Below are 21,939 nucleotides of genomic sequence, written 5' to 3'. Positions count from 1 at the left end.
GAAAGAGACCGATGAGTGCCGAAGATCTCGAAAAGTACGAAACCGAGATGGAGCTCTCGCTGTACCGCGAGTATCGGGACATCGTCGGACAGTTCAACTATGTCGTCGAAACCGAGCGTCGTTTCTATCTCGCGAACTCCGTCGAACTCATTCCGCACAATGCCGACGGTGAGATCTACTTCGAATTGCGGATGTCCGACTCGTGGGTATGGGACATGTACCGACCGGCTCGTTTCGTCAAGCACGTGCGGGTGATCACGTTCAAGGACGTCAACATCGAAGAGCTGGACAAACCGGATCTGCGTCTCCCCGAATAGTCCTACCCGGGTCGGATCGGCAGGTGTGCCCGGTGCCTGACGGGCGCACCTGGACGGTTCCGCTCGGCAGATTTCCCGTGTGGAGTGTTCCGAAGCGCACCGATCAGCGAAAAGCTGGACAACCGACCGAATAATTCCGCGTGTTCTGTTTCGAGCAGAGGCCCGTTGCCGGGTTGCGTCGAGCGCGGGAGAATCGTCGAAATGTGAACGCCGAATTTTGTTGTCTCACATAGTATTTCGATTTAATGATGCAAATAGCTTCCGGTATTCACACGTTTTCGTACCGAATGTTTTCGACCCTACGCCGATGTGAACATCGTTGGGTCTTTGCCTCGGTCCGATAATCGGTGGTAGAACTTGAATTACCACATTCTCCCAGACGCGTAAGAGGTACGAGATGGCACGCAAGACGCTTGTCCAGATGATCGACGATGTCGACGGTTCGGTAATCAAAGAAGGCCAGGGGGAGTCGATCGAATTCGGTATCGGTGGAAACCAGTACCGCATCGACTTGAATCTCAAGCATGCGAACGAACTGCACGAGCAGCTGGCTTTCTGGATCGAGCACGCCGAGAAGATTTCCGGTCGCCGCCCCCGCAAGACCGGTGCCGCGCCTGCACCGGCTCGAGGAAAGGTCGATCTGCAGGACATCAGAGCGTGGGCTCGCGAGAACGGCCACGAGGTCAGCGCCCGAGGTCGAATCAGCCAGGAAGTTCAGGCCGCCTACGAGGCTGCGCACTGACCGCCTCCCAGCCTTGATATGCCCGCTGTCTTCGGTCAGCGGTAGTTCGGTCATCGAATTCGATTACCGATTCCGTGCTTCAGCTCCGTCCGTGCAGTAATCCGGACGGAGCTTTTGCATGTTCGAACCATTTGTCGGGCGATCGACAGGGCATGAACGCTGGTAAGCACACAGGTACGACAAAACAGGTGTTTCGGCCCTGCGATTCGACGGTTCTCTCCACAGGATTGCGCGTGTCCACAGGGCAATGCGGCACCTGCACTTTCTCGGAATCACCTCCTTTCGGTCGTGTCACCGTCATGGCGACCGGATCCGGCCGTGCTGTGCGGCCGCAGAGTGGAGGAATTCGACATGCCGACCAATCAAGAACTCGGGGCCCGCGGTGAGGACCTTGCTGCACGCCATCTCGAGCACATCGGCCTGGAGGTGATCGAGCGGAATTGGCGGCATCGTTCGGGGGAGCTCGACATCATTGCGCGCGAGGGCGAGACGATGGTGTTCGTCGAAGTCAAAACGCGTTCGGGAATCGGTTACGGAACGCCGGCGGAAGCGGTGACGTACACCAAGCAGACTCGGATCAGAGGATTGGCGTTGCAGTGGCTTTCGCTTCGCGGAGGGCCGTGGGTCCACATCCGATTCGACGTGATCGCCATCGTGATCGGTCGCGGTGACGACCCCGTTCTCACTCACGTCAGGGCGGCGTTCTGATGCCCCTGGGGCGAGCCCATTCGGTGGCGGTCAACGGCGTCGACGGAGTGTTGGTGGAGATCGAAGCCGATATCGGTCAGGGTCTTCCGGGGACCCATCTGGTGGGACTGCCCGATACCGCGCTGAACGAATCGCGTGATCGGGTCAAGGCCGCGGTGAAGAATTCGGGTGGTACCTGGCCGGACAGTCGAGTGATTCTCGCGTTGTCTCCGGCGACGTTGCCCAAGGGTGGCTCGGTGTACGACCTGGCGTTGGCATTGTCGGTCCTCGACGCCGCCAAGGCCATTCCGCGGGGAAGCCTGTCGGAGACGGTGTTTCTGGGGGAGTTGGCTCTGGACGGCAGGTTGCGTGCGGTCCGCGGGGTTCTGCCCGGAGTGCTCGCGGTGAAGGCGGCGGGGTGGCAGCGGGTGGTGGTGCCGAGTCGGTGTCTGCCCGAAGCGGGTCTGGTTGACGGTATCGAGGTGTTGGGTGCCGATTGCCTGGCGGATGTCGTTGCGTGGCTTCGTGGTGAGCAGGCGCTGGAATCGCCCACCCCGACCGACTGGCATCAGGAGAGCTATCCGGATCTCAGTGACGTTGCCGGTCAGGCGGATGCCCGATGGGCGTTGGAGGTCGCTGCGGCCGGTGCGCATCACATTATGTTGACCGGGCCACCGGGGATCGGGAAAACGATGCTGGCGCAACGTCTTCCGGGGATTCTCCCGCCGCTCACCGAGTCCGAGGCGCTGGAGGTGACCGCGATCCATTCGGTGGCGGGGCTGCTGACGAGTGCGCGGCCGCTGATCACGTCACCGCCGTTCATCGCGCCACACCATTCGACGTCGGTGAGTGCGTTGGTCGGAGGAGGCACCGGTATGGCCAAACCGGGCGCAGTCAGTCGCGCGCATCGCGGAGTTCTGTTTCTCGACGAATGCGCCGAGATGAGCATCCGGGTACTCGAAGCGTTGCGAACCCCACTCGAGGACGGTGAAATTCGGATTGCGCGTCGAGACGGGGTGGCCCGGTACCCGGCGAGGTTCCAACTCGTCCTGGCGGCCAATCCGTGTCCGTGCGCGCCGGCGCGGCAGGCCGACTGCGTGTGCGCGCCCACTGCTCGCCGCAAGTACTTGGGAAAACTGTCCGGACCGCTCCTCGACCGGGTCGATCTCCGAATTCAGATGATGGGAGTCGCGACCGGGGCGCTGGTCGACGACGTCGGAGAAGGAACGGCCGATATCCGCGCACGGGTGACGGGAGCACGAGATGCCGCTGCCCATCGTTGGTCGGAGTTCGGGTGGAGGACCAATGCGGAAGTCCCCGGACCAGCACTGCGCCAACGGTTTCGGCTCGCTCGGTCGACGCTGGCACCGATCGAGCGGGCATTGCGCAACGGATCGCTGACCGCGCGCGGTGCCGATCGTGCGATACGGGTGGCGTGGACTCTGAACGATCTCGCCGGCGGCACCGTGCCCGGTGCAGACGAGGTCGGTGCCGCACTGGATTTTCGAGACAGGGGAGTGGCATGACCTATGACGCACGTCGGCTGGCGTGGGCGTATCTGTCTCGGGTGGCACAGGGTCCGCACCGCATGGTGACGGACCACGCCGCTGCCCACGGCCCCGAGGCCACCGCCGCAGCCGTACGCGCCGGACACTTGGGTGAGCGACTGGCAGCACGGGCTCATGTCGACACTGCAGCAGCAGATCTGGACCACATGGCCGCTCTCGGTGGACGGCTGATCACCCCTGACGACGACGAGTGGCCTGCGTGGCGTTTTCTCGGCTTCGATGGGTCCGGCCTCACCGCGGGTGTCGACACATCGCCGCCGATCGCACTGTGGGCGTTGGGAAACCGGTCTGTCGGAGCAGACACCGAACGATCGGTGTCGATAGTCGGAACCCGAGCGTCGAGTCCGTACGGCGACCACGTCACTGCCGAGATCTCCGCCGATCTGGCGCTGGACGGCTGGACCGTCGTATCGGGGGCTGCATTCGGTATCGATGCGGCAGCGCACCGTGCGGCGCTCGGAGTCGAGGGGACGACGATGGCGGTGCTCGCCTGCGGCGTCGACCGGGCATACCCGGCGGGACACTCCCGACTGTTGCGTCAGATCGCCTCGAGCGGGGTGGTTCTCAGTGAATACGCGCCGGGCACCACTCCGGCCAAGCACCGGTTCCTGGCGCGCAACCGGTTGGTGGCGGCACTCGGATCGGCGGTGGTGGTCGTGGAGGCGGGATGGCGGAGCGGGGCGCGCAACACCGCGGCGTGGGCGGCGAAACTGGGCCGCCCCGTTCTTGCCGTGCCGGGGCCCGTCACCTCTCCGACGTCGAAGGGATGCCATCGCATGATTCGTGAGGGTGAGGCCGTTCTGGTGTCGAGCTCGCACGATGTGGTGGCCGAGGCCGGGGCGCTCGGCTCGCCGGAGGAACCCCGTCCCGATCTGTTCCGGGAAATAGATGCGCTGTCCGAGACCGCACTGTTGATCTACGACGCGCTGCCGGCCACGGGAGCGTTGTCCACCCGTGAACTGTCGGAGAGTTCCGGGGTTCCGTTGTCGAAGGTCCGTGCCGCGCTACCGGTGATGGAGATGGACGGCTTCGTGAGCAACGACGAGACCGGGTGGGCCCGGGTGGTGCGCGGCTGAGGTGACGGCCCTACCGAGGCCCGGTGAAGGTAGGGTGTTAGGTAATGCTTAGTCGGTGCAGTGAGCATCGGCGTCGTTCGCTCGAAGAGGGGTCTGTAGTGCCGCGTAAGAAAACCACGTTGACCGTAGTGCGCACGGAAGCGCTGACCCCGCACATGCACCGGGTATATCTGGGTGGTCCAGGCTTCGAGGAGTTCGACGCCATCGATAAGACCGATGCGTACGTCAAGCTGTTCTTCGGAACCGAGGACGATCCGATCATGCGGACCTACACCGTTCGATCCGTCGACACCGACGCGCGGGAAATCGCCATCGACTTCGTGGTGCACGGCGACGAGGGCGTCGCCGGACCGTGGGCCACACGCGCGAAGCCGGGCGACGAGATGTCGTTCTTCGGGCCGTCGGGGGCATACGCGCCTCGCCCCGATGCCGATTGGCACCTGTTCGCAGGCGACGAATCGGCTATCCCGGCCATCTCGGCTGCGGTCGAGGCCCTCCCCGAAGACGCCATTGCCAAGGTGTTCATCGAGGTCGGCGACCGTCACGACGAGATCTACATGGAGACCCTCGCAGTCGTCGACGTCACCTGGGTCCACCGGGGCGCGTCGTCGAACGAGATCGGCGACGACCGGGCCGGAGACAACGCACCGCTGATCGAGGCCGTCAAGAGCACCGAATGGTTACCCGGGCAGGCGCAGGTGTTCGTCCACGGTGAGGCGCAGGCCGTCATGCACAACCTCCGTCCGTACATCCGCAAGGAACGTGGGGTCGGGGCCGAGTGGGCGTCGATCTCGGGTTACTGGCGTCGGGGGCGGACCGAGGAAACTTTCCGAGCCTGGAAGCGTGAGCTGGCACAGGCGGAGGCGGGAGTCGACGCCTGATCGCGCACCGACGTCCACCCGACGGCGTGTCCGGTTGTCGCGCGAGACGTCAGCGCCCAAGCTGAGCCGATGACCGATTCGCTGCCGCCGCACCTGGAGGTGCACGTCGAGGAGTTCGCCGAACACCTGCGCCTCGGACGGGAACGGTCGGAGCACACCATCCGGGCCTACGTTGCCGACGCACGTTCGTTGCTGGCGCACCTGGCCGCGTCCTCACCGGGCGCGACGATCGCCGATCTGGATCTGCGTGTCGTGCGCTCGTGGTTGGCGGGGTACTCGGCGGCCGGCGCGGCCCGGACATCGATGGCCAGGCGCACCTCGTCGGTGCGAACGTTCGGGGCGTGGCTCGAACGGGTCGGGGCTGTGAAGGTCGGCCCCGCGCAGCGTCTCGCGTCCCCGTCGGGTCACCGCACCCTGCCCGGAGTGCTGCGTCACGATCAAGCGACGCGAGCGCTGGACGCTGCCGAGTCGGGTGCCGCCGAACTCGATCCCATAGCGCTGCGCGATCGACTCGTCGTCGAACTGTTGTATGCGACCGGGGTCCGCGTGGGGGAGCTGTGCGGTCTCGATGTCGACGACGTGGACACCGATCGACGAGTCGTTCGGGTGGTGGGCAAGGGCAACAAGGAACGGTCGGCACCGTACGGTCTGCCGGCCGCGCAGGCACTCGACGCCTGGCTCACCGACGGCAGGCCTGCCCTGGCCGTCGATCGATCCGGACCGGCCCTGTTGCTCGGGCGTCGGGGTGGACGACTCGACCAGCGACAGGCCAGGTCGGCGGTGCATGCTGTGCTGGAGACAGTCCCCGGCGGCCCCAGCCTGGGACCGCACGGCCTCCGCCATACGGCAGCCACGCATCTGCTGGAAGGAGGTGCCGATCTCCGGGTGGTGCAAGAACTGCTCGGACATGCATCTCTTGCCACGACGCAGATCTACACTCACGTATCCGTCGAACGGTTGCGGGCGGTGCACGATCAGGCGCATCCCAGAGCATGAGCGTCGAGCTGGGCGGCGCATCGTTTGGTAGCGTCTGCCCAGGATCGACTACACCGAATACGGGGGACCGTGGACCGCGACCGACCGCAAGGTAAATCGGAGCCGTGGTCGACGCATGGCCACAGTGCGCCGGTGAACGGGGCACGACCCGGCAGTACAGGCGACGGCAGTGCAGTCGACGGCAGTGCAGTCGCCGGCCGGGGTGACGATGCCGCCGGATCCGTACCGTCGGAACCGAAGTCCACTCCACGCCCCACGCCCCGGCAGCCCCCGCCGTGGCAGACGCCCGATTCTGCGCAGCGACCACCCGTGCCCCCGCGGTACAACCCGCCCGTGCCGCTTCGACCGGGCCCGCCGGCCGCCTATCCCGACGCGCAGATGCCGCCCGTTCCGCCCGTCGGGGACGATCGGTCGCAGGCCCAGCCGGCCCAGCAGGCACCCTGGTCCCCGCAGCCGTGGGCAGGTGCCCCGAATCCGTATCGTCCGAGCAGTCAGGACCTGGGTGCCGAATCGCTGCTGAAACGACCCAAGCGCACCTCGTCGTCGGGGTGGCGTCGCGGTGTGCACCGGTTGACCGGTGGCGTCATCAACCCCGGCGAGTCGACGGCCGAGGAGCGCTACCGCAACCAGGTCGATCGCATACGGCAGCCGGTGCTGGGGGACTACCGCATCGCGTTCCTGTCGCTCAAGGGCGGGGTCGGCAAGACGACGACCACTCTGGGTCTGGGGTCGACGTTCGCGTCGCTGCGCGGAGATTGCGTCATTGCCGTCGACGCGAACCCGGATTTCGGGACACTCGGAGAGCGGGTACCGCGTCAGACCGCGTCGACTGTTCGCGACTTGTTGGCCGCAGCCCCGAACATTCGCCGGTATTCCGACATTCGCGCTCATACCTCGCAGGCACCGAGCCGACTGGAAGTGTTGGCCGGTGAGCGGGATCCCTCGGCGTCGGAGATGTTCGGCGAAGAGGACTATCGCGCAGTCATCGACATGCTGCAGGTCTATTACAACCTGATCCTCACCGACTGCGGAACCGGCATCATGCACTCGGCGATGAACGGGGTGCTGCAGCTGGCCAATGCGCTGGTTCTGGTCAGTTCGCCGGCCGTCGACGGGGCACGCAGCGCAGCCGCGACTCTGGACTGGCTGGAACTGCACGGATACGGCCACCTGGTCGAGCGCACGGTCGTGGTGATCAGTTCGGTCCGACCGGGTTCGTCCGCGGTCGACATGAACTTGTTGCAGCAGCACTTCCTGGAACGCTGCCGCGCGGTGCTGGTGGTTCCGTTCGACGAGCACCTCGCCGAGGGGGCCGTGGTCGATCTCGAGAAGCTGCGTCCCCAGACCAGGAGCGCTTTCGTCGAGCTTGCCGCCATGGTTGCGGACGACTTTCCTGCCGCGTCCGGTCGTCACTCCGGCCCTGCGCGCTGACCGTCACCGACCCGGCTCCTGCACGGGTTTCAATCTGATCGGACGGGCACGCACCAGGGCCGTCGGATCGAGGTATTCGCGGCCCCGCTTGATGCCCCAGTGCAGGCATGTCGCCGTGCAGCCGTCGTGTCCCGACGTCAGCGAACCCAGGATGTCGCCGCGTCGTACTCGTGCTCCGGCCCGGACCGCCGCCGTCACGGGTTCGTACGTCGATCGAAGTCCGCCCGGATGGTCCACCGACACCACCGGCTTACCGGCCACGAGGCCTGCGAACACGACCGTGCCGTCGGCGACGGCCAGAACCGAGGTGCCGTCCGCCGCGGCGAGGTCGACCCCGCGATGGCCGGGGAGCCAATCGTGTTCCGGGCGGTCGAACGGTGTCACGACGCGAGGGTGCGGCCGTATCGGCCACGCGAACGAGTCCGATTCGGCTGCCGCGGCCGGCGTGGTCAGCACGATCGCGGCAAGAACGCAGGCGATGCACCCGGTACGAAGAGTGTTCACTCGTCGACGATGGCCTGTGAATGTGCTGGAAAACGAGGCCCAGCACGAATTGTGGACAACCGAAAGATTCGTCCACAGGCACCGGAATCTCTTGACAGTCGGGCCTGGTTATGACGGGGGCCGCCGCAGGTCTACACTCCTTGTTGCGGCCTGTGCGTGCACGGGTCGACTTCGCGCGTCCGCGTCATCGTATCGACTGCCTCGGCAGAGTTCACGATACGAGAACCGGTTGTCGGCGGTCCTGATCCCCCTGTGGTTCAGGTCCGACAACTTCGGCGGTCGCCAGGGCAGAGGTCACCGACACTCTGCGTCAACCGAACCATGAAAGAGAGTTATTCAGCCATGGCTGTAGTAACAATGAAGCAGCTGCTCGACAGCGGCACACACTTCGGACACCAGACCCGTCGCTGGAACCCGAAGATGAAGCGATTCATCTTCACCGACCGCAACGGCATCTACATCATCGACTTGCAGCAGACTCTGACCTTCATCGACAAGGCCTACGAGTTCGTCAAGGAGACGGTCGCCCACGGCGGCACCGTTCTGTTCGTCGGCACCAAGAAGCAGGCACAGGAGTCCATCGCCGCTGAGGCAAATCGCGTGGGCATGCCCTACGTGAACCAGCGCTGGCTCGGTGGCATGCTCACCAACTTCCAGACCGTGCACAAGCGCCTGGTCCGCCTCAAGGAGCTCGAGGCAATGGAGCAGACCGGTGGCTTCGAGGGACGCACCAAGAAGGAAATCCTCATGCTCACGCGTGAGATGACCAAGCTCGATCGCACCCTCGGCGGCATCCGCGACATGGCCAAGGTTCCGTCGGCCATCTGGATCGTCGACACCAACAAGGAGCACATCGCCGTCGGCGAAGCGCGCAAGCTGAAGATCCCGGTCATCGCGATCCTGGACACCAACTGCGATCCCGACGTGGTCGACTACCCGATCCCGGGTAACGACGACGCGATCCGTTCCGCTGCGCTGCTGACCAAGGTCGTCGCATCCGCAGTGGCCGAAGGTGTGCAGGCCCGTGCAGGCCAGAACACCGCAACCGACGCCAAGCCCGAGGTCGGCGCAGGCGAGCCGCTCGCAGAGTGGGAGCTCGAGCAGCTCGCACAGGCGTCCCCGGCCGCTGACGCTCCGGCAGCAGAGGCTCCCGCAGCCGATGCGCCGGCCGCCGACGCCCCGGCAGCAGAAGAAGCACCGGCAGCAGAAGAAGCGCCGGCCGCTCAGGCTTGATCGAATTCGGTCCCGGTTCACCCTCAGGGGTGGGCCGGGGCCGCTTCGGTATGTCAGGGTTGTGATCGGTCCGGCTCCACAGCGAGCCCGTCGATCACGATTCGAGAACAGCACTTTCGTCAACGCCCGTATTCAGACTTTTGAGGAGGCTCGCCCACGATGGCGAACTACACTGCCGCCGACGTCAAGCGGCTCCGCGAGCTCACCGGCTCCGGAATGATGGACTGCAAGAACGCACTCGCCGAGAACGACGGCGACTACGACAAGGCCGTCGAGTACCTGCGTATCAAGGGTGCCAAGGACGTCGGCAAGCGCGCCGAGCGCAACACCGCCGAAGGCCTCGTCGTCGCCGAGGGTGGAGTGCTCGTGGAGATCAACTCCGAGACCGACTTCGTGGCCAAGAACGACGAGTTCCAGACGTTCGCCGCGTCCGTCGCGGCGACGGCTGCAGCAGGCGAGCCTGCTGATGTCGACGCTCTCAAGGCACTCGACCTGAACGGCAAGACCGTCGAGACGGCTCTGAACGAGTTGTCGGCCAAGATCGGCGAGAAGCTCGAAATTCGCCGCGTCGTGTCCTACGACGGCAACACCGCGACCTACCTGCACAAGCGCAGCGCGGACCTGCCGCCTGCCGTCGGCGTGCTGGTCGAGTACACCGGTGACGGCGACGCCGCCGGCGATGCTGCGCGCGCTGCGGCGATGCAGATCGCAGCGCTCAAGGCCAAGTACGTCACCCGTGACGAGGTTCCCGAGGATCTGGTCGCCGCCGAGCGTCGGATCGCAGAAGAAACCGCGCGCGAAGAGGGCAAGCCGGAGCAGGCTCTGCCGAAGATCGTCGAAGGTCGCGTCAACGGATTCTTCAAGGACGTCGTTCTCACCGAGCAGAAGTCGGTTCAGGACGGCAACAAGACCGTCAAGGCCATCCTCGACGAGGCCGGCGTGACCATCACCCGTTTCTCCCGATTCGAGGTCGGCGCCAGCTAGTCTGCGCTCGATCCGATCGAGGCGATGCCGTTCATTCGATTTCATCGAGTGGACGGCATCGTTCGTGCGCGAGGCAGGTCGGAGCCGTGTCCACCGATCGGGTGCCGATAGGGCAGGATGATCGGTGAGTAAACCGTAGTGTTCGACGAGTACCGAGGAGAGCTATGACCGATCCGGCCCCTGACCGTCCCGGGTTCCGACGCGTGATGCTCAAACTGGGTGGGGAGATGTTCGGTGGTGGCCAGGTGGGGCTCGATCCGGATGTCGTGAACAACGTTGCCGAGCAGATCGCCGAGGTGGTGGCCACCGGAGTTCAGGTCGCCGTGGTGATCGGTGGCGGAAACTTCTTCCGCGGTGCCGAATTGCAGCAGCGGGGGATGGACCGATCTCGCTCGGACTACATGGGCATGCTCGGCACGGTCATGAATTGTCTTGCGCTGCAGGATTTTCTGGAAAAGCAGGGTGTTGCCACCAGAGTCCAGACCGCGATCACGATGGGCCAGGTGGCCGAGCCGTACCTCCCGCTGCGCGCGCGACGGCACCTCGAGAAGGGGCGTGTCGTCATCTTCGGCGCAGGTATGGGCATGCCCTACTTCTCGACGGATACGACGGCGGCGCAGCGGGCGCTCGAGATCGGTGCCGAGGTGCTGTTGATGGCCAAGGCCGTCGACGGTGTCTACTCGGCCGATCCACGGCTCGATCCCGACGCGACGATGTTCGACACGATCACCCACCGCGAAGCCCTCGAGCGAGGCCTCAAAGTTGCCGACGCGACTGCCTTCAGCCTCTGCATGGACAATCAGATGCCGATGTTGGTGTTCAATTTGCTGATTCAGGGAAACATTGCTCGCGCCGTGTCGGGCGAGAACATCGGCACGCTGGTCACGTCGTGAATGCCGCCGACACGACCGCGAACGAACCGAGAACGAAGACGATGGAGGACAGATCGTGATTGACGAAGCTCTCTTCGACGCCGAAGAGAAGATGGAAAAGGCCGTATCGGTTGCCCGTGACGATCTGTCCTCGATCCGCACCGGGCGGGCCAACCCGGGAATGTTCTCGCGCATCGTCATCGAGTACTACGGTGCCCCGACGCCCATCACCCAGCTGGCCAGCATCAGCGTGCCGGAGGCGCGATTGGTGGTGATCAAGCCGTACGAGTCGAATCAGCTCGGGCCGATCGAAACCGCTATCCGCAATTCCGATCTCGGCGTCAACCCCACCAACGACGGCAACCTGATTCGTATCGGCGTGCCGCAGCTGACCGAGGAACGACGCCGCGAGTTCGTCAAGCAGGCCAAGGGCAAGGGCGAGGACGCCAAGGTGTCCATTCGCAACGTGCGCCGCAAGACGATGGAAGAGCTCAAGCGTATCCAGAAGGACGGCGAGGCCGGCGAGGACGACGTCGTACGCGCCGAGAACGAGCTCGACAAGACCACCGCGAAGTACACCGCCTCGGTCGACGAACTGGTCAAGCGCAAAGAGGGTGAATTGATGGAGGTCTGACCTCCTTCGATAGTTGCGCAACACGGTGGAACGACGATGAATATCGAGGAGTTGACGACAGTGGTGGGACCGGATCGGCAGGAGGGCAGCGGCACGCCCGCTGGCTCGTCCGGGGTCGCCGCCACGAAGTCCGCCGGCAAGGCGGGTCGAAATCTGCCTGCCGCGATCGGCGTCGGCGGCAGTTTGGGTATCGGGTTGATCCTCGTGCTCGTGTTCGTGCCGCTGGTATGGATCGGTGTCGTGGCCGTGGCGTTGGCCGTCGCGACGTACGAGGTGTCCAAGCGGCTCCGCGAGGGCGGTGTTCTCGTTCCGCGCATCCCGCTGATCCTCGGTGGTCAGGCCATGATCTGGCTGGGCTGGCCGTTCGGTGCCGTCGGAGTGCTCAGTGCGGCTGTGGGCACCGTCGTGGTCTGCATGGTGTGGCTGTTGCTGAGACAAGGCTTCGGTACTGCTCCCAAGAACTATCTCGAAGAACTCTCCGTCACCGTTCTGGTGGCGTGTTGGCTACCACTGTTGGCCTCGTTCGCCGTTCTGATGGTCCTGCAGGACAACGGTGCCGGTCGCATCCTGGTCTTCGTCATCGGCGTCGTGTGCTCGGATGTCGGTGGTTACATCGCCGGTGTGCTGTTCGGCAAACACCCGATGGCACCGGCCATCAGCCCGAAGAAGTCCTGGGAAGGGCTGGTCGGATCGCTCATCTTCTGCGTCATCGGTTGCCTGCTGACGGTGACCCTGATTCTCGAGGCCAACTCGATGATCGGTGTCCTGCTGGGAGTCGTGCTGGTCGTGACGGGAACTCTGGGAGACCTCATCGAATCGCAGGTCAAGCGCGACCTTCGAATCAAGGACATGGGCTCGTTGCTGCCCGGCCACGGCGGCATCATGGACAGACTCGATTCGTTGCTGCCCTCCGCGTTCGTTGCGTGGCTCGTCTTCACCGTGTTGCTCTGACCGACTCCGCCGGACGATGAGCGGTGATCGCGGCGGGGTGATTCCCAGTCCCAACATCTGGCACTGGCCGCATCTGTACGAGGCGGAGAACAGGGCTCAGGACGTCGACGGCGCTGTGTTCGCGACCATTCGATCGACCGTCGATTGGACGGCCGAGAACGTCGTGGACGTGGGCTGCGGCAGCGGTTTCCATCTTCCGATGTTCGCTGCGGACGCCCGGTACGTCATCGGTGTGGAACCGCACGCCCCATTGGTGGCCGCAGCCCGCACGCGCGTCGAGTCACTTGCGAACGTCGACGTGCGTGCGGGTAGAGCGGACGCGCTGCCCGTCGACACAGGTTCGGTCGATCTCGTCCACGCGCGAACCGCGTATTTCTTCGGCCCCGGCTGCGGCCCGGGTATCAGCGAAGCGATGCGAGTTCTGCGGCCCGGAGGGGCGTTGGTGGTCGTGGACCTCGACGCCACGGCGTCTCCGTACGGGGACTGGATGCGTGCGGATCTCCCGCACTACGATCCGGCGGCCGTCGAGGCGTTCTTCGATGCCCAGGGATTCGAGATGCGACGCGTCGACACGAGGTGGGCGTTTCCCGACCGCCGGGTTTTGCGGGATGTGCTGGGAATCGAGTTCTCACCGCGGGTAGCGCGTGCTGCGGCACGGCAGGTCGACGACCTCACCCTGAATGTGCGCTATCGCATCCACGTTCGATACAAGCCGACCGGCGTCGAGTCGATCTGAGCCTGGCTCGGCAGCGAGCGATCAGGACGCGGCAGAGATTCCGAAGATTCGAGCCAGTTCGTTGATCTTGAGAGCCTTTGCCAGACGCGGCAGATCGCTGCCGTCCTTGACGTGAGCACCGTCGGCACCGAGAGCGTCGATGACATCGTGAGCCCAGGACACGTCGGTCGGAGAGGGGGCCAGTTCGCGGTTGACGATGGCCACCTGATCGGTGTGCATACAGAGTTTGCCTGCCATGCCCATCGAGAGCGTCAGGGCTGCATCGCGCCCGAGGATGCTGTCGTTCGCGGTCAGTGTCGGACCGTCGATGGGTCCGGGCAGTCGTGCGACGCGCGAGGAGACGACCAGTCGCGAGCGCGGGTAGGCCATGGCGAGCGGGTCGTCGCTCATGCCCGTGTCGCGTCGGAAGTCGCCGCTGCCGAACGCGAGACGGAAAGTCGAATCGGCGCGCGCGATTTCGGTGGCGGCCTCGAGTCCTGCTGCTGATTCGACCAGCGCGAGGATCGGGGTGCCGTCGGCGAGGCGGGCGGCTGTCGCCTCGACCTGACCGCCGCTCTCGGTCTTCGCGAGCATGACCCCCACCAGGCCGGGCAGCCCGGACAACGCGGCGAGATCGTCGGCCCAGTACGGGGTCGTCGCGTCGTTGACGCGCACCCAGGCCGAGTTGCCCTCACTCAGCCAGCGCACGACGGTCTCGCGAGCAGCAGGCTTCTTCGCTGGAGCGACTGCGTCCTCGATGTCGAGGATGACGGCGTCGACACCGGACGCGACAGCAGCGTCGAAGGTATCGGGCTTGGTGGCCGGAACCAACAGCCACGATCGTGCGCGGTCGGGTGCAACGCCGGATGCCACCGGTGTCTCCATGAAAGTAGTCACGTCATGCTCCTCGAGTGAAGTCGGGCACCGCCAACCTTATCGATTCAGAGCATCGGTGCCAGCTTCTGTACATAGTGTTCACGAACCGTGACGCTGGTTCTTCTTCGCTGCGCGCCGGACCTGCAGGATTCGGGCACCGCCGGCCATGGCCATCACCAGCGCGCCCGCGATCGCGGCCAGCAGCATGCTGATTCCGAGGGGTAGGTCGAGCTGCCAGGCGAAGATCTGGACGGTGACCGAGTCGAGATTCTGCACGATGAACACCAGGAGAACGACAAGGACGACGGCCCCGACCACCAGACCGGTCCAGAGGGCGGCGGTGCGGGTGTGCGCCACATCGGTGGGGGTGTGCTGCTGTTCCGGAACGAACTCGGGGTCGGGCGCGGAATGGCCGTCCGAATCCGGGGTGGTGATCGGGGTGAGGTCGCCGGCGGCACTCGTCGGCCGGTCGAATCCGGCCGTGGCCGAGGCCGATGTGTCGAACGGTGCCTCGTTGTTGTCGTCTGCTCTGGTGGCCATGTCGATGATCCTTTCGCACGCGTGGTCCGAATGCACGCGCAATCGGTCCCGGCGTCGATACCCGTCAGGGCACCGTCGAAAACCGTCGCGAATAGGACTGTGAGCAGAACGGGTGGACAATGGTGGGTATGGAGTTGAGCCAGCAGGAACGACGCGGGGGTCGAGCATGAGTGATTCCGCAGCCGCAACGGACAGCACGACCGAGCAGAAGAGACCGAATCTTCCGCTGGTCTTCACAGCTCCGCGTCGGGGTATGCCGTCGCGTCACCTCGCTGACCTGGACAAAGAGGGCCTGCGTGAGGCGGTGAAGGCACTCGGTCTACCGGCATTCCGGGCCGACCAACTTGCGCGCCACTACTACGCGCGGCTCGAAGCCGACACCACCAAGATGACCGATCTTCCGGCCGAGGCTCGGGAGAAGGTCGGTGCCGATCTCTTTCCCACCTTGCTGACGCCGATCAAGCACTTGGCGTGTGATGACGGTGACACTCGAAAGACGCTGTGGAAGGCCAACGACGGGACTCTGCTCGAGAGTGTTCTGATGCGGTATCCGGATCGCGCGACGCTGTGCATCTCGAGTCAGGCCGGTTGCGGAATGGCATGTCCGTTCTGCGCAACCGGTCAGGCCGGCCTGACGCGGAACCTGTCGACGGCCGAGATCGTCGATCAGGTCCGTTCGGCGGCCGCGGACATGCGCGACGGCGTCGTCCCCGGCGGTGAGGGTCGTCTGTCCAACGTCGTGTTCATGGGCATGGGCGAGCCGCTGGCCAACTACAAGCGCGTCGTCGCGGCGGTGCGCAAGATCGTCTCACCAGCCCCCGACGGGCTGGGACTGTCACAGCGTTCGGTCACCGTGTCGACGGTCGGCCTTGCTCCGGCCATTCGAAAGCTGGCCGACGAGGGTCTGTCGGTGACCTTGGCCGTGTCTCTGCACACGCCGGACGATGAGCTGCGAGACACGTTGGTCCCGGTCAACAATCGTTGGTCGGTGGCGGAGGTTCTCTCCGCTGCCCGGTACTACGCCGATCAGACCGGTCGACGCGTCTCGATCGAGTACGCGATGATCCGGGACGTCAACGATCAGCCGTGGCGAGCGGACATGCTGGGCAAGAAGCTGCACAAGGCGCTCGGATCCCGGGTACACGTCAACCTGATTCCCCTCAACCCGACTCCGGGTAGCGAGTGGGATGCCAGCCCGAAGCCGGTGGAGCGGGAATTCGTTCGCCGGGTCATAGCGCAGGGCGTCTCGTGCACCGTCCGCGATACCCGAGGGCAGGAGATCGCGGCGGCGTGCGGTCAGCTCGCCGCCGAGAACTGAACCGCTAGCGGGGCTTGCGGCGGACGATGACGTCGCGCACGACGAGTCCGACCAGCGCCACGGCAAATCCGACCAACCACAGGTCCTCGACCTTGCCGGTGTGATTTCCGATGATCATGAACAGCAGGAACGCGGCAACGACGATGGCTGCGACGCGCATCGCCTTGTTCGACTCGCCGCTCCATCCCCACGCGGCGGACGGCACCTCGGGCACCTCGTTGCGGGTATCGACGACCGGGTCGTACGAAGCGGATTCCAGTTCGGTATTTGCCACCGGTCGATCCTCTCGGGTGATGCGTTCACGTGGGTCCCGGCACGAACGGTGCGAGACGCGTTGTCGGAACAATATTGGCATACGACCGCCCGTCGTAGTGATCAGGGTTGCATCGCTCACCCAGCGCGTGTGTGGGCTCGAATGAGAGACTGCGGCGGTGACCTCCGAGCGCCTTCCCCATCGTCCGAGTCGGTCCCCGCTGAGCTATCCCCGCGACATGGTCGGTTACGGCCGCACGCCGCCGCTCGCGCAGTGGCCGGGTGAGGCGAACATCGCCGTCCAGTTCGTCCTCAATTACGAGGAGGGTGCCGAGAACAACGTGCTCGACGGCGACACGAAGTCCGAGACGTTTCTGTCGGAAATGATCGGCGCACAGGCGTTTCCGAATCGACACATGAGCATGGAATCGCTGTACGAGTACGGATCCAGAGCCGGAGTGTGGCGCGTGCTGCGCGCATTCGAGAAGCGTGGGTTACCGCTGACGGTGTTCGCGGTCGCCAAGGCCATGGAGCGGAACCCGGAAGTGGTTGCGGCACTGCTGGAGTTGGACCACGAGATCGCATGTCACGGCTTGCGGTGGTTGTCGTATCAGCAGATCGACGCGAACGTCGAGCGCGAGCACATGGCGGAGGCCGTGACCATCCTGCGCGAGCTGACGGGGTCTGAGCCACTGGGGTGGTACACCGGGCGCGATTCCCCCAACACCCGATCGCTCGTGGTGGAGCACGGCGGATTCGTGTACGACTCCGACTCCTATGCAGACGATCTGCCGTACTGGGAGAAGGTGAACCGGGACGGCGGTCTCGTCGATCACCTGGTGGTGCCGTACACCCTGGACACCAACGACATGCGTTTCGCATCGCCGGGAGGCTTCTCGACGGGCGACGAGTTCTACGCGCATCTACGTGACGCCTTCGACGTTCTCTATGCCGAGGGCGCGAGTGGGAGTCCCAAGATGCTCTCGGTCGGACTTCACTGCCGGCTGGTGGGCAGGCCGGCCCGCATGGCTGCACTGGAACGTTTCCTCGATCACGTGCAGTCGCACGACAAGGTCTGGGTCGCGAAGAGAATCGACATCGCCGAACACTGGCGAGCTGTGCACCCGCCCGAGGCCTGAGTCAGTCGGCCTGTCGGCACGCGGATGCCAGCGCGCTCAGATAGCGGTCGGTGAATGCTGCCTGGACACGCCTGCCCACCGGGCCGCCGAGCTTGGTGTACCAGCGACCGGGACGCGAGAACGCCGATATGTGGGCGGTGACGGCACCGTCGGCGGGGGAGTAGTCGACGTAGAAGAGTTCTTCGCCGGACTCGGGATGCCCGTCGAGTGTTCCGTAGGCGAAACCCTGACGGTTCGCCTCGTCGATGACATAGACCACACGACACGGAATGCGCACCGGTCCGAGTGTGAGAACGACCACCGAGTCGGGCACAGCGGTCTCGGCCTCGGAACGGACCTTCAGTCCTGCCCCTCGGTGCATGTCCCATCGCATCAACGCATCGGCCGCCGCCACGAAGTCGTCCAGCCCCGATCCCACGACCCTCGACATCGTGACGTGGTGGTATCCGGTGGGCAGTGGGCCGGCGGTGGCCCCCGCATCGTCGTAATTGAACGGTGCCGAGCGGTACTTCGAGAAGTCCATGCACCCCAGCGTGCCAGCCTGCGTCGGCACATAGGGGTTTCTCAGCCTCGGTAGGCAACAATGGACCGGTGCCAGACCATCGTGAGCGAACGACCAACTCGGATCGCCCCGAGCCGATACGTGTGCTGTTGCTGGGAAGTACCGGGTCGATCGGAACCCAAGCGCTCGACGTCATCGCCGCCAACCCGGACCGCTTCGTCGTGGTCGGGCTGGCTGCGGGCGGTGGAAACATCGAACTGCTCCGTCGCCAGATCGCGGAGACCGGTGTCCGACGGGTAGCCGTCGCCCAGCCCGAGGCCGCCGCCGAGCTCGATTTCTCCGGAGTGCTGAGTGGTCCGCGAGCAGTGACCGAGCTGGTCGAGTCGACCCCGGCGGACGTCGTGCTCAATGCCCTCGTGGGTTCTCTCGGCCTCGAACCGACCCTGGCCGCGCTGAACAGCGGTGCGCGCCTGGCGTTGGCCAACAAGGAATCCCTGGTCGCCGGAGGCGAGCTGGTTCTCGCCGCCGCAGCCCCCGGTCAGATCGTGCCGGTCGACTCCGAGCACTCCGCGCTCGCCCAGTGCCTGCGCAGCGGTACGCGCGGCGAAGTGGATCGACTGGTTCTCACCGCATCGGGAGGTCCCTTTCGAGGGTGGAGCGAGAGCGAACTGAAGTCGGTCACGCCGGAGCAGGCCGCCGCGCATCCCACCTGGTCGATGGGGCCGATGAACACGTTGAACTCGGCGACACTGGTCAACAAAGGTCTGGAACTGATCGAGGCGCACCTGCTGTTCGGTGTGCCCTACGAGAAAATCGACGTCACCGTGCACCGGCAGTCCATCGTGCACTCGATGGTGACGTTCGTCGACGGTTCGACCATCGCTCAGGCCAGTCCACCGGACATGAAGTTGCCGATCGGGCTGGCCCTCGGCTGGCCCGATCGAGTGCCTGACGTCGCTCGTGCACTCGACTTCACGACCGCATTCTCCTGGGACTTCGAGCCACTCGACGACCGAGTGTTTCCGGCGGTGCAGCTGGCGCGTGAGGCCGGGATCATGGGTGGGTGCATGACTGCGGTGTACAACGCGTCCAACGAAATCGCAGCAGAAGCGTTCCTGGACGACAGGATCGAATTTCCGCAGATCGTCGAGACGGTGCGCGCGGTACTGGGCGACGGCGGGCAGGACTGGTCGACGGCTCCCAGGGACGTCGACGACGTACTCGCGGCGGACTCCTGGGCCCGGGCCCACGCCCGTGAACTACTGAAATCGAAAGGCCTCTGACACATGGTGTTCGCTCTGGGTGTCGTGCTGTTCGCCGTGGGAATCGGTGTCTCGATCGCGCTGCACGAGGCTGGACACATGTGGACCGCGAAAGCGCTCGGCATGAAGGTTCGCCGCTACTACATCGGGTTCGGCCCGAAGATCTTCTCCTTCCGTCGCGGGGAGACCGAGTACGGACTCAAAGCCATTCCGGCAGGCGGGTTCTGCGACATCGCCGGCATGACCGCCATCGACGAGCTCGCGCCCGACGAGGTCGAGCGCGCAATGTACCGCCAGAAGACGTGGAAGCGCATCGTCGTCATGGTCGGCGGCATCGCGATGAACTTCGTGCTGGGAATCGTCCTGGTCTACGTGCTGGTGCTCGGCTGGGGCACGCCGGATCGGGTGACGCCGCCGACCGTCCAGGTCAGCGAGGTCGTGTGCATCGCACCCTCGCAGACCGAGGACGGCGAACTCGCGCCGTGCTCGGGAGCGAGCCCGGCTCAGCAAGCGGGACTACGTAAGGGCGACGTGGTCACCGCAGTGAACGGCGAGCCGGTGCAGTACTGGTCCGAGGTCGTCGAGACCGTGCAGGCGTCGTCGGGGCCGGTGGATCTGACCGTCGAGCGAGACGGTTCGTCCCTGGACCTGACTATCCCGGTGACCGAGGTTCAGCGCTACGTCACCGATCCGGACACCGGAGCCAAGGAGTCCACGACAGTCGGCGCGGTCGGCGTCAGTGGTTCCACGATCGCCCCGCCGAACATTCGATACAACCCGATCGAGGCGGTACCCGAGACGTTCGTCTTCACCGGCGACATCTTCGTCCAGACCGGCAAAGCGCTCGTGCAGCTTCCCACCAAGGTGCAGGCGCTGTGGGAGTCGATCTTCGGCGGCGAGCGTGGACTGGACACTCCGATGAGCGTGGTGGGTGCCAGCGTCATCGGTGGCCAGGCCGTGGAGAACGACAACTGGCAGACGTTCGTCGGTCTGCTGGCGTCGTTGAACTTCTTCCTCGGCGTGTTCAACATCGTGCCGCTGTTGCCGCTCGATGGTGGCCACATCGCCGTGACCATCTACGAGCGCATTCGCAACATTTTCCGCAATCGTCGCGGCCTGCCCGACGGTGCGCCGGTGGACTACATGAAACTGATGCCTGTCACCTACGTGGTCATCGTCGTTTTCATCGGGTTCTCCTTGTTGACGCTCACGGCGGACATCGTCAACCCGATTCAATTGTTCTAAGTAGACTCGACAGTCGTAGCTAGGAAAGAAGGCCACTGTGTCCGTGTCAGTCGGATTGGGAATGCCCGCACCACCGGTACCCGTACTCGCGCCACGTCGAAAGACCAGGCAGCTCCAGGTCGGTTCGGTGGGAGTGGGTAGTGACAGCCCTATTTCGGTGCAGTCGATGACCACCACCAAAACTCACGACATCAACGCGACGCTGCAGCAGATTGCAGAGTTGACGGCGTCGGGTTGCGACATCGTTCGTGTTGCGTGCCCCACACAGGACGACGCCGACGCGCTGTCGATCATCGCGAAGAAGAGCCAGATTCCGGTGATCGCCGACATCCACTTCCAACCGAAGTACATCTTCGCGGCCATCGACGCCGGGTGTGCAGCGGTGCGCGTCAACCCGGGCAACATCAAGGAGTTCGACGGCCGCGTCAAGGAGGTCGCCAAGGCGGCCGGTGACGCGAACATTCCGATCCGCATCGGTGTGAACGCAGGTTCTCTCGACCCGCGGCTGATGAAGAAGTACGGCAAGGCGACACCCGAGGCGCTCGTCGAATCCGCGCTGTGGGAAGCAGGCCTGTTCGAGGAGCACGGTTTCGGCAACATCAAGATCTCGGTCAAGCACAACGACCCCGTCATCATGGTCGCTGCGTACGAGCAGTTGGCGGCACAGTGCGACTACCCACTGCACCTCGGTGTCACCGAAGCGGGACCGGCTTTCCAGGGGACCATCAAGTCCGCTGTGGCATTCGGGGCCCTGCTGTCCAAGGGCATCGGCGACACCATCCGAGTTTCCCTGTCGGCACCGCCGGCGGAGGAGATCAAGGTGGGAAACCAGATCCTGCAATCGTTCAATCTGCGCCCGCGCAAACTCGAGATCGTGTCCTGCCCCTCGTGTGGGCGGGCACAGGTCGATGTCTACACCCTCGCCGACGAGGTGACTGCGGGACTCGAAGGAATGGAGATCCCGCTACGCGTCGCGGTCATGGGCTGCGTCGTGAACGGGCCGGGCGAGGCCCGCGACGCTGACCTCGGTGTCGCGTCGGGCAACGGAAAGGGCCAGATCTTCGTCAAGGGAAAGGTCATCAAGACGGTCCCCGAAGCGCAGATCGTGGAGACGTTGATCGAGGAAGCGATGCGCATCGCCGAGGAGTTCGAGAAGGACGAGATCGCCAGCGGTGGCGCGCCGGTGGTCACCGTCAGCTGAGCGGGTACACCTG

At 64.7% G+C, this 21,939-nt stretch carries 24 protein-coding genes; 19 read left to right on the top strand and 5 right to left on the bottom strand.

All coding sequences use genetic code 11. The features are described from left to right. The first annotated feature begins 11 nt into the window (after positions 1-11). From CH262_RS11015 to CH262_RS10980, 8 genes are all read left to right on the top strand, one after another. A complete protein-coding gene (locus CH262_RS11015) occupies positions 12-317 on the top strand; it encodes a DUF2469 domain-containing protein (protein WP_008717288.1) in 306 nt (101 codons plus the stop codon). Positions 318-714: 397 nt separating this feature from the next. Further along, complete coding sequence (locus tag CH262_RS11010; RefSeq protein WP_027496695.1) at positions 715-1,059, top strand: histone-like nucleoid-structuring protein Lsr2; 345 nt, start codon at positions 715-717, stop codon at positions 1,057-1,059. A 351-nt stretch (positions 1,060-1,410) separates the two neighbouring features. Further along, positions 1,411-1,767, top strand: a complete 357-nt coding sequence (locus CH262_RS11005; protein ID WP_027496696.1) for a YraN family protein — start codon at positions 1,411-1,413, stop codon at positions 1,765-1,767. Then, positions 1,767-3,272 (top strand): YifB family Mg chelatase-like AAA ATPase, encoded by a 1,506-nt coding sequence (locus CH262_RS11000; protein ID WP_032387227.1) that lies wholly within the window; start codon positions 1,767-1,769, stop codon positions 3,270-3,272. The genes CH262_RS11005 and CH262_RS11000 overlap by 1 nt, the downstream gene beginning before the upstream one ends. Next, positions 3,269-4,390 (top strand): DNA-processing protein DprA, encoded by a 1,122-nt coding sequence (gene dprA, locus CH262_RS10995; protein WP_094717597.1) that lies wholly within the window; start codon positions 3,269-3,271, stop codon positions 4,388-4,390. Before CH262_RS11000 ends, dprA begins: the two co-directional genes overlap by 4 nt. A gap of 98 nt (positions 4,391-4,488) precedes the next feature. Beyond that, the gene (locus tag CH262_RS10990; protein WP_094717596.1) at positions 4,489-5,271 is read left to right on the top strand and encodes a siderophore-interacting protein; all 783 of its coding nucleotides are present in this window, start codon (positions 4,489-4,491) and stop codon (positions 5,269-5,271) included. A gap of 69 nt (positions 5,272-5,340) precedes the next feature. Further along, a complete protein-coding gene (locus tag CH262_RS10985; RefSeq protein ID WP_027496700.1) occupies positions 5,341-6,267 on the top strand; it encodes a tyrosine recombinase XerC in 927 nt (308 codons plus the stop codon). Positions 6,268-6,645: 378 nt separating this feature from the next. Beyond that, the gene (locus CH262_RS10980) at positions 6,646-7,698 is read left to right on the top strand and encodes a MinD/ParA family ATP-binding protein (protein ID WP_032366592.1); all 1,053 of its coding nucleotides are present in this window, start codon (positions 6,646-6,648) and stop codon (positions 7,696-7,698) included. 3 nt (positions 7,699-7,701) lie between these two features. Here CH262_RS10980 and CH262_RS10975 read toward each other — a convergent pair whose 3' ends face one another. Continuing rightward, the gene (locus CH262_RS10975; RefSeq protein ID WP_094717595.1) at positions 7,702-8,202 is read right to left on the bottom strand and encodes a M23 family metallopeptidase; all 501 of its coding nucleotides are present in this window, start codon (positions 8,200-8,202) and stop codon (positions 7,702-7,704) included. A 342-nt stretch (positions 8,203-8,544) separates the two neighbouring features. Here CH262_RS10975 and rpsB point away from each other — a divergent pair, with 342 nt between their 5' ends. From rpsB to CH262_RS10945, 6 genes are all read left to right on the top strand, one after another. Then, entirely contained in the window at positions 8,545-9,435 is an 891-nt protein-coding gene (gene rpsB, locus CH262_RS10970) for a 30S ribosomal protein S2 (protein ID WP_094717594.1), read from the top strand. A gap of 159 nt (positions 9,436-9,594) precedes the next feature. Next, positions 9,595-10,419, top strand: a complete 825-nt coding sequence (tsf, locus tag CH262_RS10965) for a translation elongation factor Ts (RefSeq protein ID WP_027496703.1) — start codon at positions 9,595-9,597, stop codon at positions 10,417-10,419. A gap of 164 nt (positions 10,420-10,583) precedes the next feature. Continuing rightward, entirely contained in the window at positions 10,584-11,312 is a 729-nt protein-coding gene (pyrH, locus tag CH262_RS10960) for a UMP kinase (RefSeq protein ID WP_027496704.1), read from the top strand. Between the two features lie 55 nt (positions 11,313-11,367). Further along, positions 11,368-11,925 carry a ribosome recycling factor gene (gene frr / locus CH262_RS10955; protein WP_027496705.1) on the top strand — a complete coding sequence of 186 codons (558 nt, stop codon included), beginning with the start codon at positions 11,368-11,370 and terminating at the stop codon, positions 11,923-11,925. A gap of 36 nt (positions 11,926-11,961) precedes the next feature. Continuing rightward, positions 11,962-12,876 (top strand): phosphatidate cytidylyltransferase, encoded by a 915-nt coding sequence (locus CH262_RS10950; RefSeq protein WP_027496706.1) that lies wholly within the window; start codon positions 11,962-11,964, stop codon positions 12,874-12,876. A 16-nt stretch (positions 12,877-12,892) separates the two neighbouring features. Beyond that, on the top strand, positions 12,893-13,612 hold the full coding sequence (locus CH262_RS10945; RefSeq protein WP_179274965.1) for a class I SAM-dependent methyltransferase: 720 nt from the start codon (positions 12,893-12,895) through the stop codon (positions 13,610-13,612). 21 nt (positions 13,613-13,633) lie between these two features. On the opposite strand, the gene CH262_RS10940 is transcribed toward CH262_RS10945, so the two are convergent. Beyond that, positions 13,634-14,476, bottom strand: a complete 843-nt coding sequence (locus tag CH262_RS10940) for an HpcH/HpaI aldolase/citrate lyase family protein (RefSeq protein ID WP_032366409.1) — start codon at positions 14,474-14,476, stop codon at positions 13,634-13,636. A gap of 90 nt (positions 14,477-14,566) precedes the next feature. Further along, positions 14,567-15,007, bottom strand: coding sequence for a LapA family protein (locus CH262_RS10935; RefSeq protein ID WP_094717734.1), 441 nt, complete (start codon positions 15,005-15,007; stop codon positions 14,567-14,569). A 166-nt stretch (positions 15,008-15,173) separates the two neighbouring features. On the opposite strand from CH262_RS10935, the gene rlmN reads away from it, so the two are divergent. Then, a complete protein-coding gene (gene rlmN / locus CH262_RS10930) occupies positions 15,174-16,325 on the top strand; it encodes a 23S rRNA (adenine(2503)-C(2))-methyltransferase RlmN (RefSeq protein WP_045841851.1) in 1,152 nt (383 codons plus the stop codon). A gap of 4 nt (positions 16,326-16,329) precedes the next feature. Here rlmN and CH262_RS10925 read toward each other — a convergent pair whose 3' ends face one another. Then, positions 16,330-16,599: a DUF2631 domain-containing protein gene (locus tag CH262_RS10925; RefSeq protein WP_027496710.1), complete on the bottom strand. Its 270-nt coding sequence runs from the start codon at positions 16,597-16,599 to the stop codon at positions 16,330-16,332. A gap of 217 nt (positions 16,600-16,816) precedes the next feature. Between CH262_RS10925 and puuE the strand changes: the two genes are divergently transcribed. Further along, on the top strand, positions 16,817-17,716 hold the full coding sequence (gene puuE, locus CH262_RS10920; protein ID WP_179274984.1) for an allantoinase PuuE: 900 nt from the start codon (positions 16,817-16,819) through the stop codon (positions 17,714-17,716). 1 nt (position 17,717) lies between these two features. On the opposite strand, the gene CH262_RS10915 is transcribed toward puuE, so the two are convergent. After that, on the bottom strand, positions 17,718-18,239 hold the full coding sequence (locus CH262_RS10915) for a DUF1990 family protein (protein WP_032366411.1): 522 nt from the start codon (positions 18,237-18,239) through the stop codon (positions 17,718-17,720). Between the two features lie 122 nt (positions 18,240-18,361). On the opposite strand from CH262_RS10915, the gene dxr reads away from it, so the two are divergent. From dxr to ispG, 3 genes are all read left to right on the top strand, one after another. After that, positions 18,362-19,501: a 1-deoxy-D-xylulose-5-phosphate reductoisomerase gene (gene dxr, locus CH262_RS10910; RefSeq protein ID WP_094717732.1), complete on the top strand. Its 1,140-nt coding sequence runs from the start codon at positions 18,362-18,364 to the stop codon at positions 19,499-19,501. A 3-nt stretch (positions 19,502-19,504) separates the two neighbouring features. Further along, positions 19,505-20,725, top strand: a complete 1,221-nt coding sequence (locus CH262_RS10905) for a M50 family metallopeptidase (RefSeq protein ID WP_094717593.1) — start codon at positions 19,505-19,507, stop codon at positions 20,723-20,725. 61 nt (positions 20,726-20,786) lie between these two features. Next, entirely contained in the window at positions 20,787-21,926 is a 1,140-nt protein-coding gene (gene ispG / locus CH262_RS10900; protein ID WP_080731229.1) for a flavodoxin-dependent (E)-4-hydroxy-3-methylbut-2-enyl-diphosphate synthase, read from the top strand. Positions 21,927-21,939: the final 13 nt, after the last annotated feature.

It is taken from the genome of Rhodococcus sp. 05-2255-1e (assembly GCF_002259025.1).
GTDB classification, from domain to species: Bacteria; Actinomycetota; Actinomycetes; order Mycobacteriales; family Mycobacteriaceae; genus Rhodococcoides; species Rhodococcoides fascians.
The sequence above is the reverse complement of the archived record's forward strand: the minus strand, read 5'-3'. Positions and strand labels throughout refer to the sequence as shown.

Excerpts from the sequence above, each read along its gene's own strand:
- CH262_RS10905 (WP_094717593.1), top strand. The coding sequence starts at position 19,505 with ATGGTGTTCGCTCTGGGTGTCGTGCTGTTCGCCGTGGGAATCGGTGTC.
- rlmN (WP_045841851.1), top strand. The coding sequence starts at position 15,174 with ATGAGTGATTCCGCAGCCGCAACGGACAGCACGACCGAGCAGAAGAGA.
- CH262_RS10950 (WP_027496706.1), top strand. The coding sequence starts at position 11,962 with ATGAATATCGAGGAGTTGACGACAGTGGTGGGACCGGATCGGCAGGAG.
- CH262_RS11015 (WP_008717288.1), top strand. The coding sequence starts at position 12 with ATGAGTGCCGAAGATCTCGAAAAGTACGAAACCGAGATGGAGCTCTCG.
- CH262_RS10980 (WP_032366592.1), top strand. The coding sequence starts at position 6,646 with ATGCCGCCCGTTCCGCCCGTCGGGGACGATCGGTCGCAGGCCCAGCCG.
- CH262_RS10945 (WP_179274965.1), top strand. The coding sequence starts at position 12,893 with ATGAGCGGTGATCGCGGCGGGGTGATTCCCAGTCCCAACATCTGGCAC.
- puuE (WP_179274984.1), top strand. The coding sequence starts at position 16,817 with ATGGTCGGTTACGGCCGCACGCCGCCGCTCGCGCAGTGGCCGGGTGAG.
- CH262_RS10935 (WP_094717734.1), bottom strand. The coding sequence starts at position 15,007 with ATGGCCACCAGAGCAGACGACAACAACGAGGCACCGTTCGACACATCG.
- CH262_RS10940 (WP_032366409.1), bottom strand. The coding sequence starts at position 14,476 with ATGGAGACACCGGTGGCATCCGGCGTTGCACCCGACCGCGCACGATCG.
- CH262_RS11005 (WP_027496696.1), top strand. The coding sequence starts at position 1,411 with ATGCCGACCAATCAAGAACTCGGGGCCCGCGGTGAGGACCTTGCTGCA.
- CH262_RS11010 (WP_027496695.1), top strand. The coding sequence starts at position 715 with ATGGCACGCAAGACGCTTGTCCAGATGATCGACGATGTCGACGGTTCG.
- tsf (WP_027496703.1), top strand. The coding sequence starts at position 9,595 with ATGGCGAACTACACTGCCGCCGACGTCAAGCGGCTCCGCGAGCTCACC.
- CH262_RS10985 (WP_027496700.1), top strand. The coding sequence starts at position 5,341 with ATGACCGATTCGCTGCCGCCGCACCTGGAGGTGCACGTCGAGGAGTTC.
- pyrH (WP_027496704.1), top strand. The coding sequence starts at position 10,584 with ATGACCGATCCGGCCCCTGACCGTCCCGGGTTCCGACGCGTGATGCTC.
- CH262_RS10915 (WP_032366411.1), bottom strand. The coding sequence starts at position 18,239 with ATGGACTTCTCGAAGTACCGCTCGGCACCGTTCAATTACGACGATGCG.
- rpsB (WP_094717594.1), top strand. The coding sequence starts at position 8,545 with ATGGCTGTAGTAACAATGAAGCAGCTGCTCGACAGCGGCACACACTTC.
- ispG (WP_080731229.1), top strand. The coding sequence starts at position 20,787 with ATGCCCGCACCACCGGTACCCGTACTCGCGCCACGTCGAAAGACCAGG.
- CH262_RS11000 (WP_032387227.1), top strand. The coding sequence starts at position 1,767 with ATGCCCCTGGGGCGAGCCCATTCGGTGGCGGTCAACGGCGTCGACGGA.
- dprA (WP_094717597.1), top strand. The coding sequence starts at position 3,269 with ATGACCTATGACGCACGTCGGCTGGCGTGGGCGTATCTGTCTCGGGTG.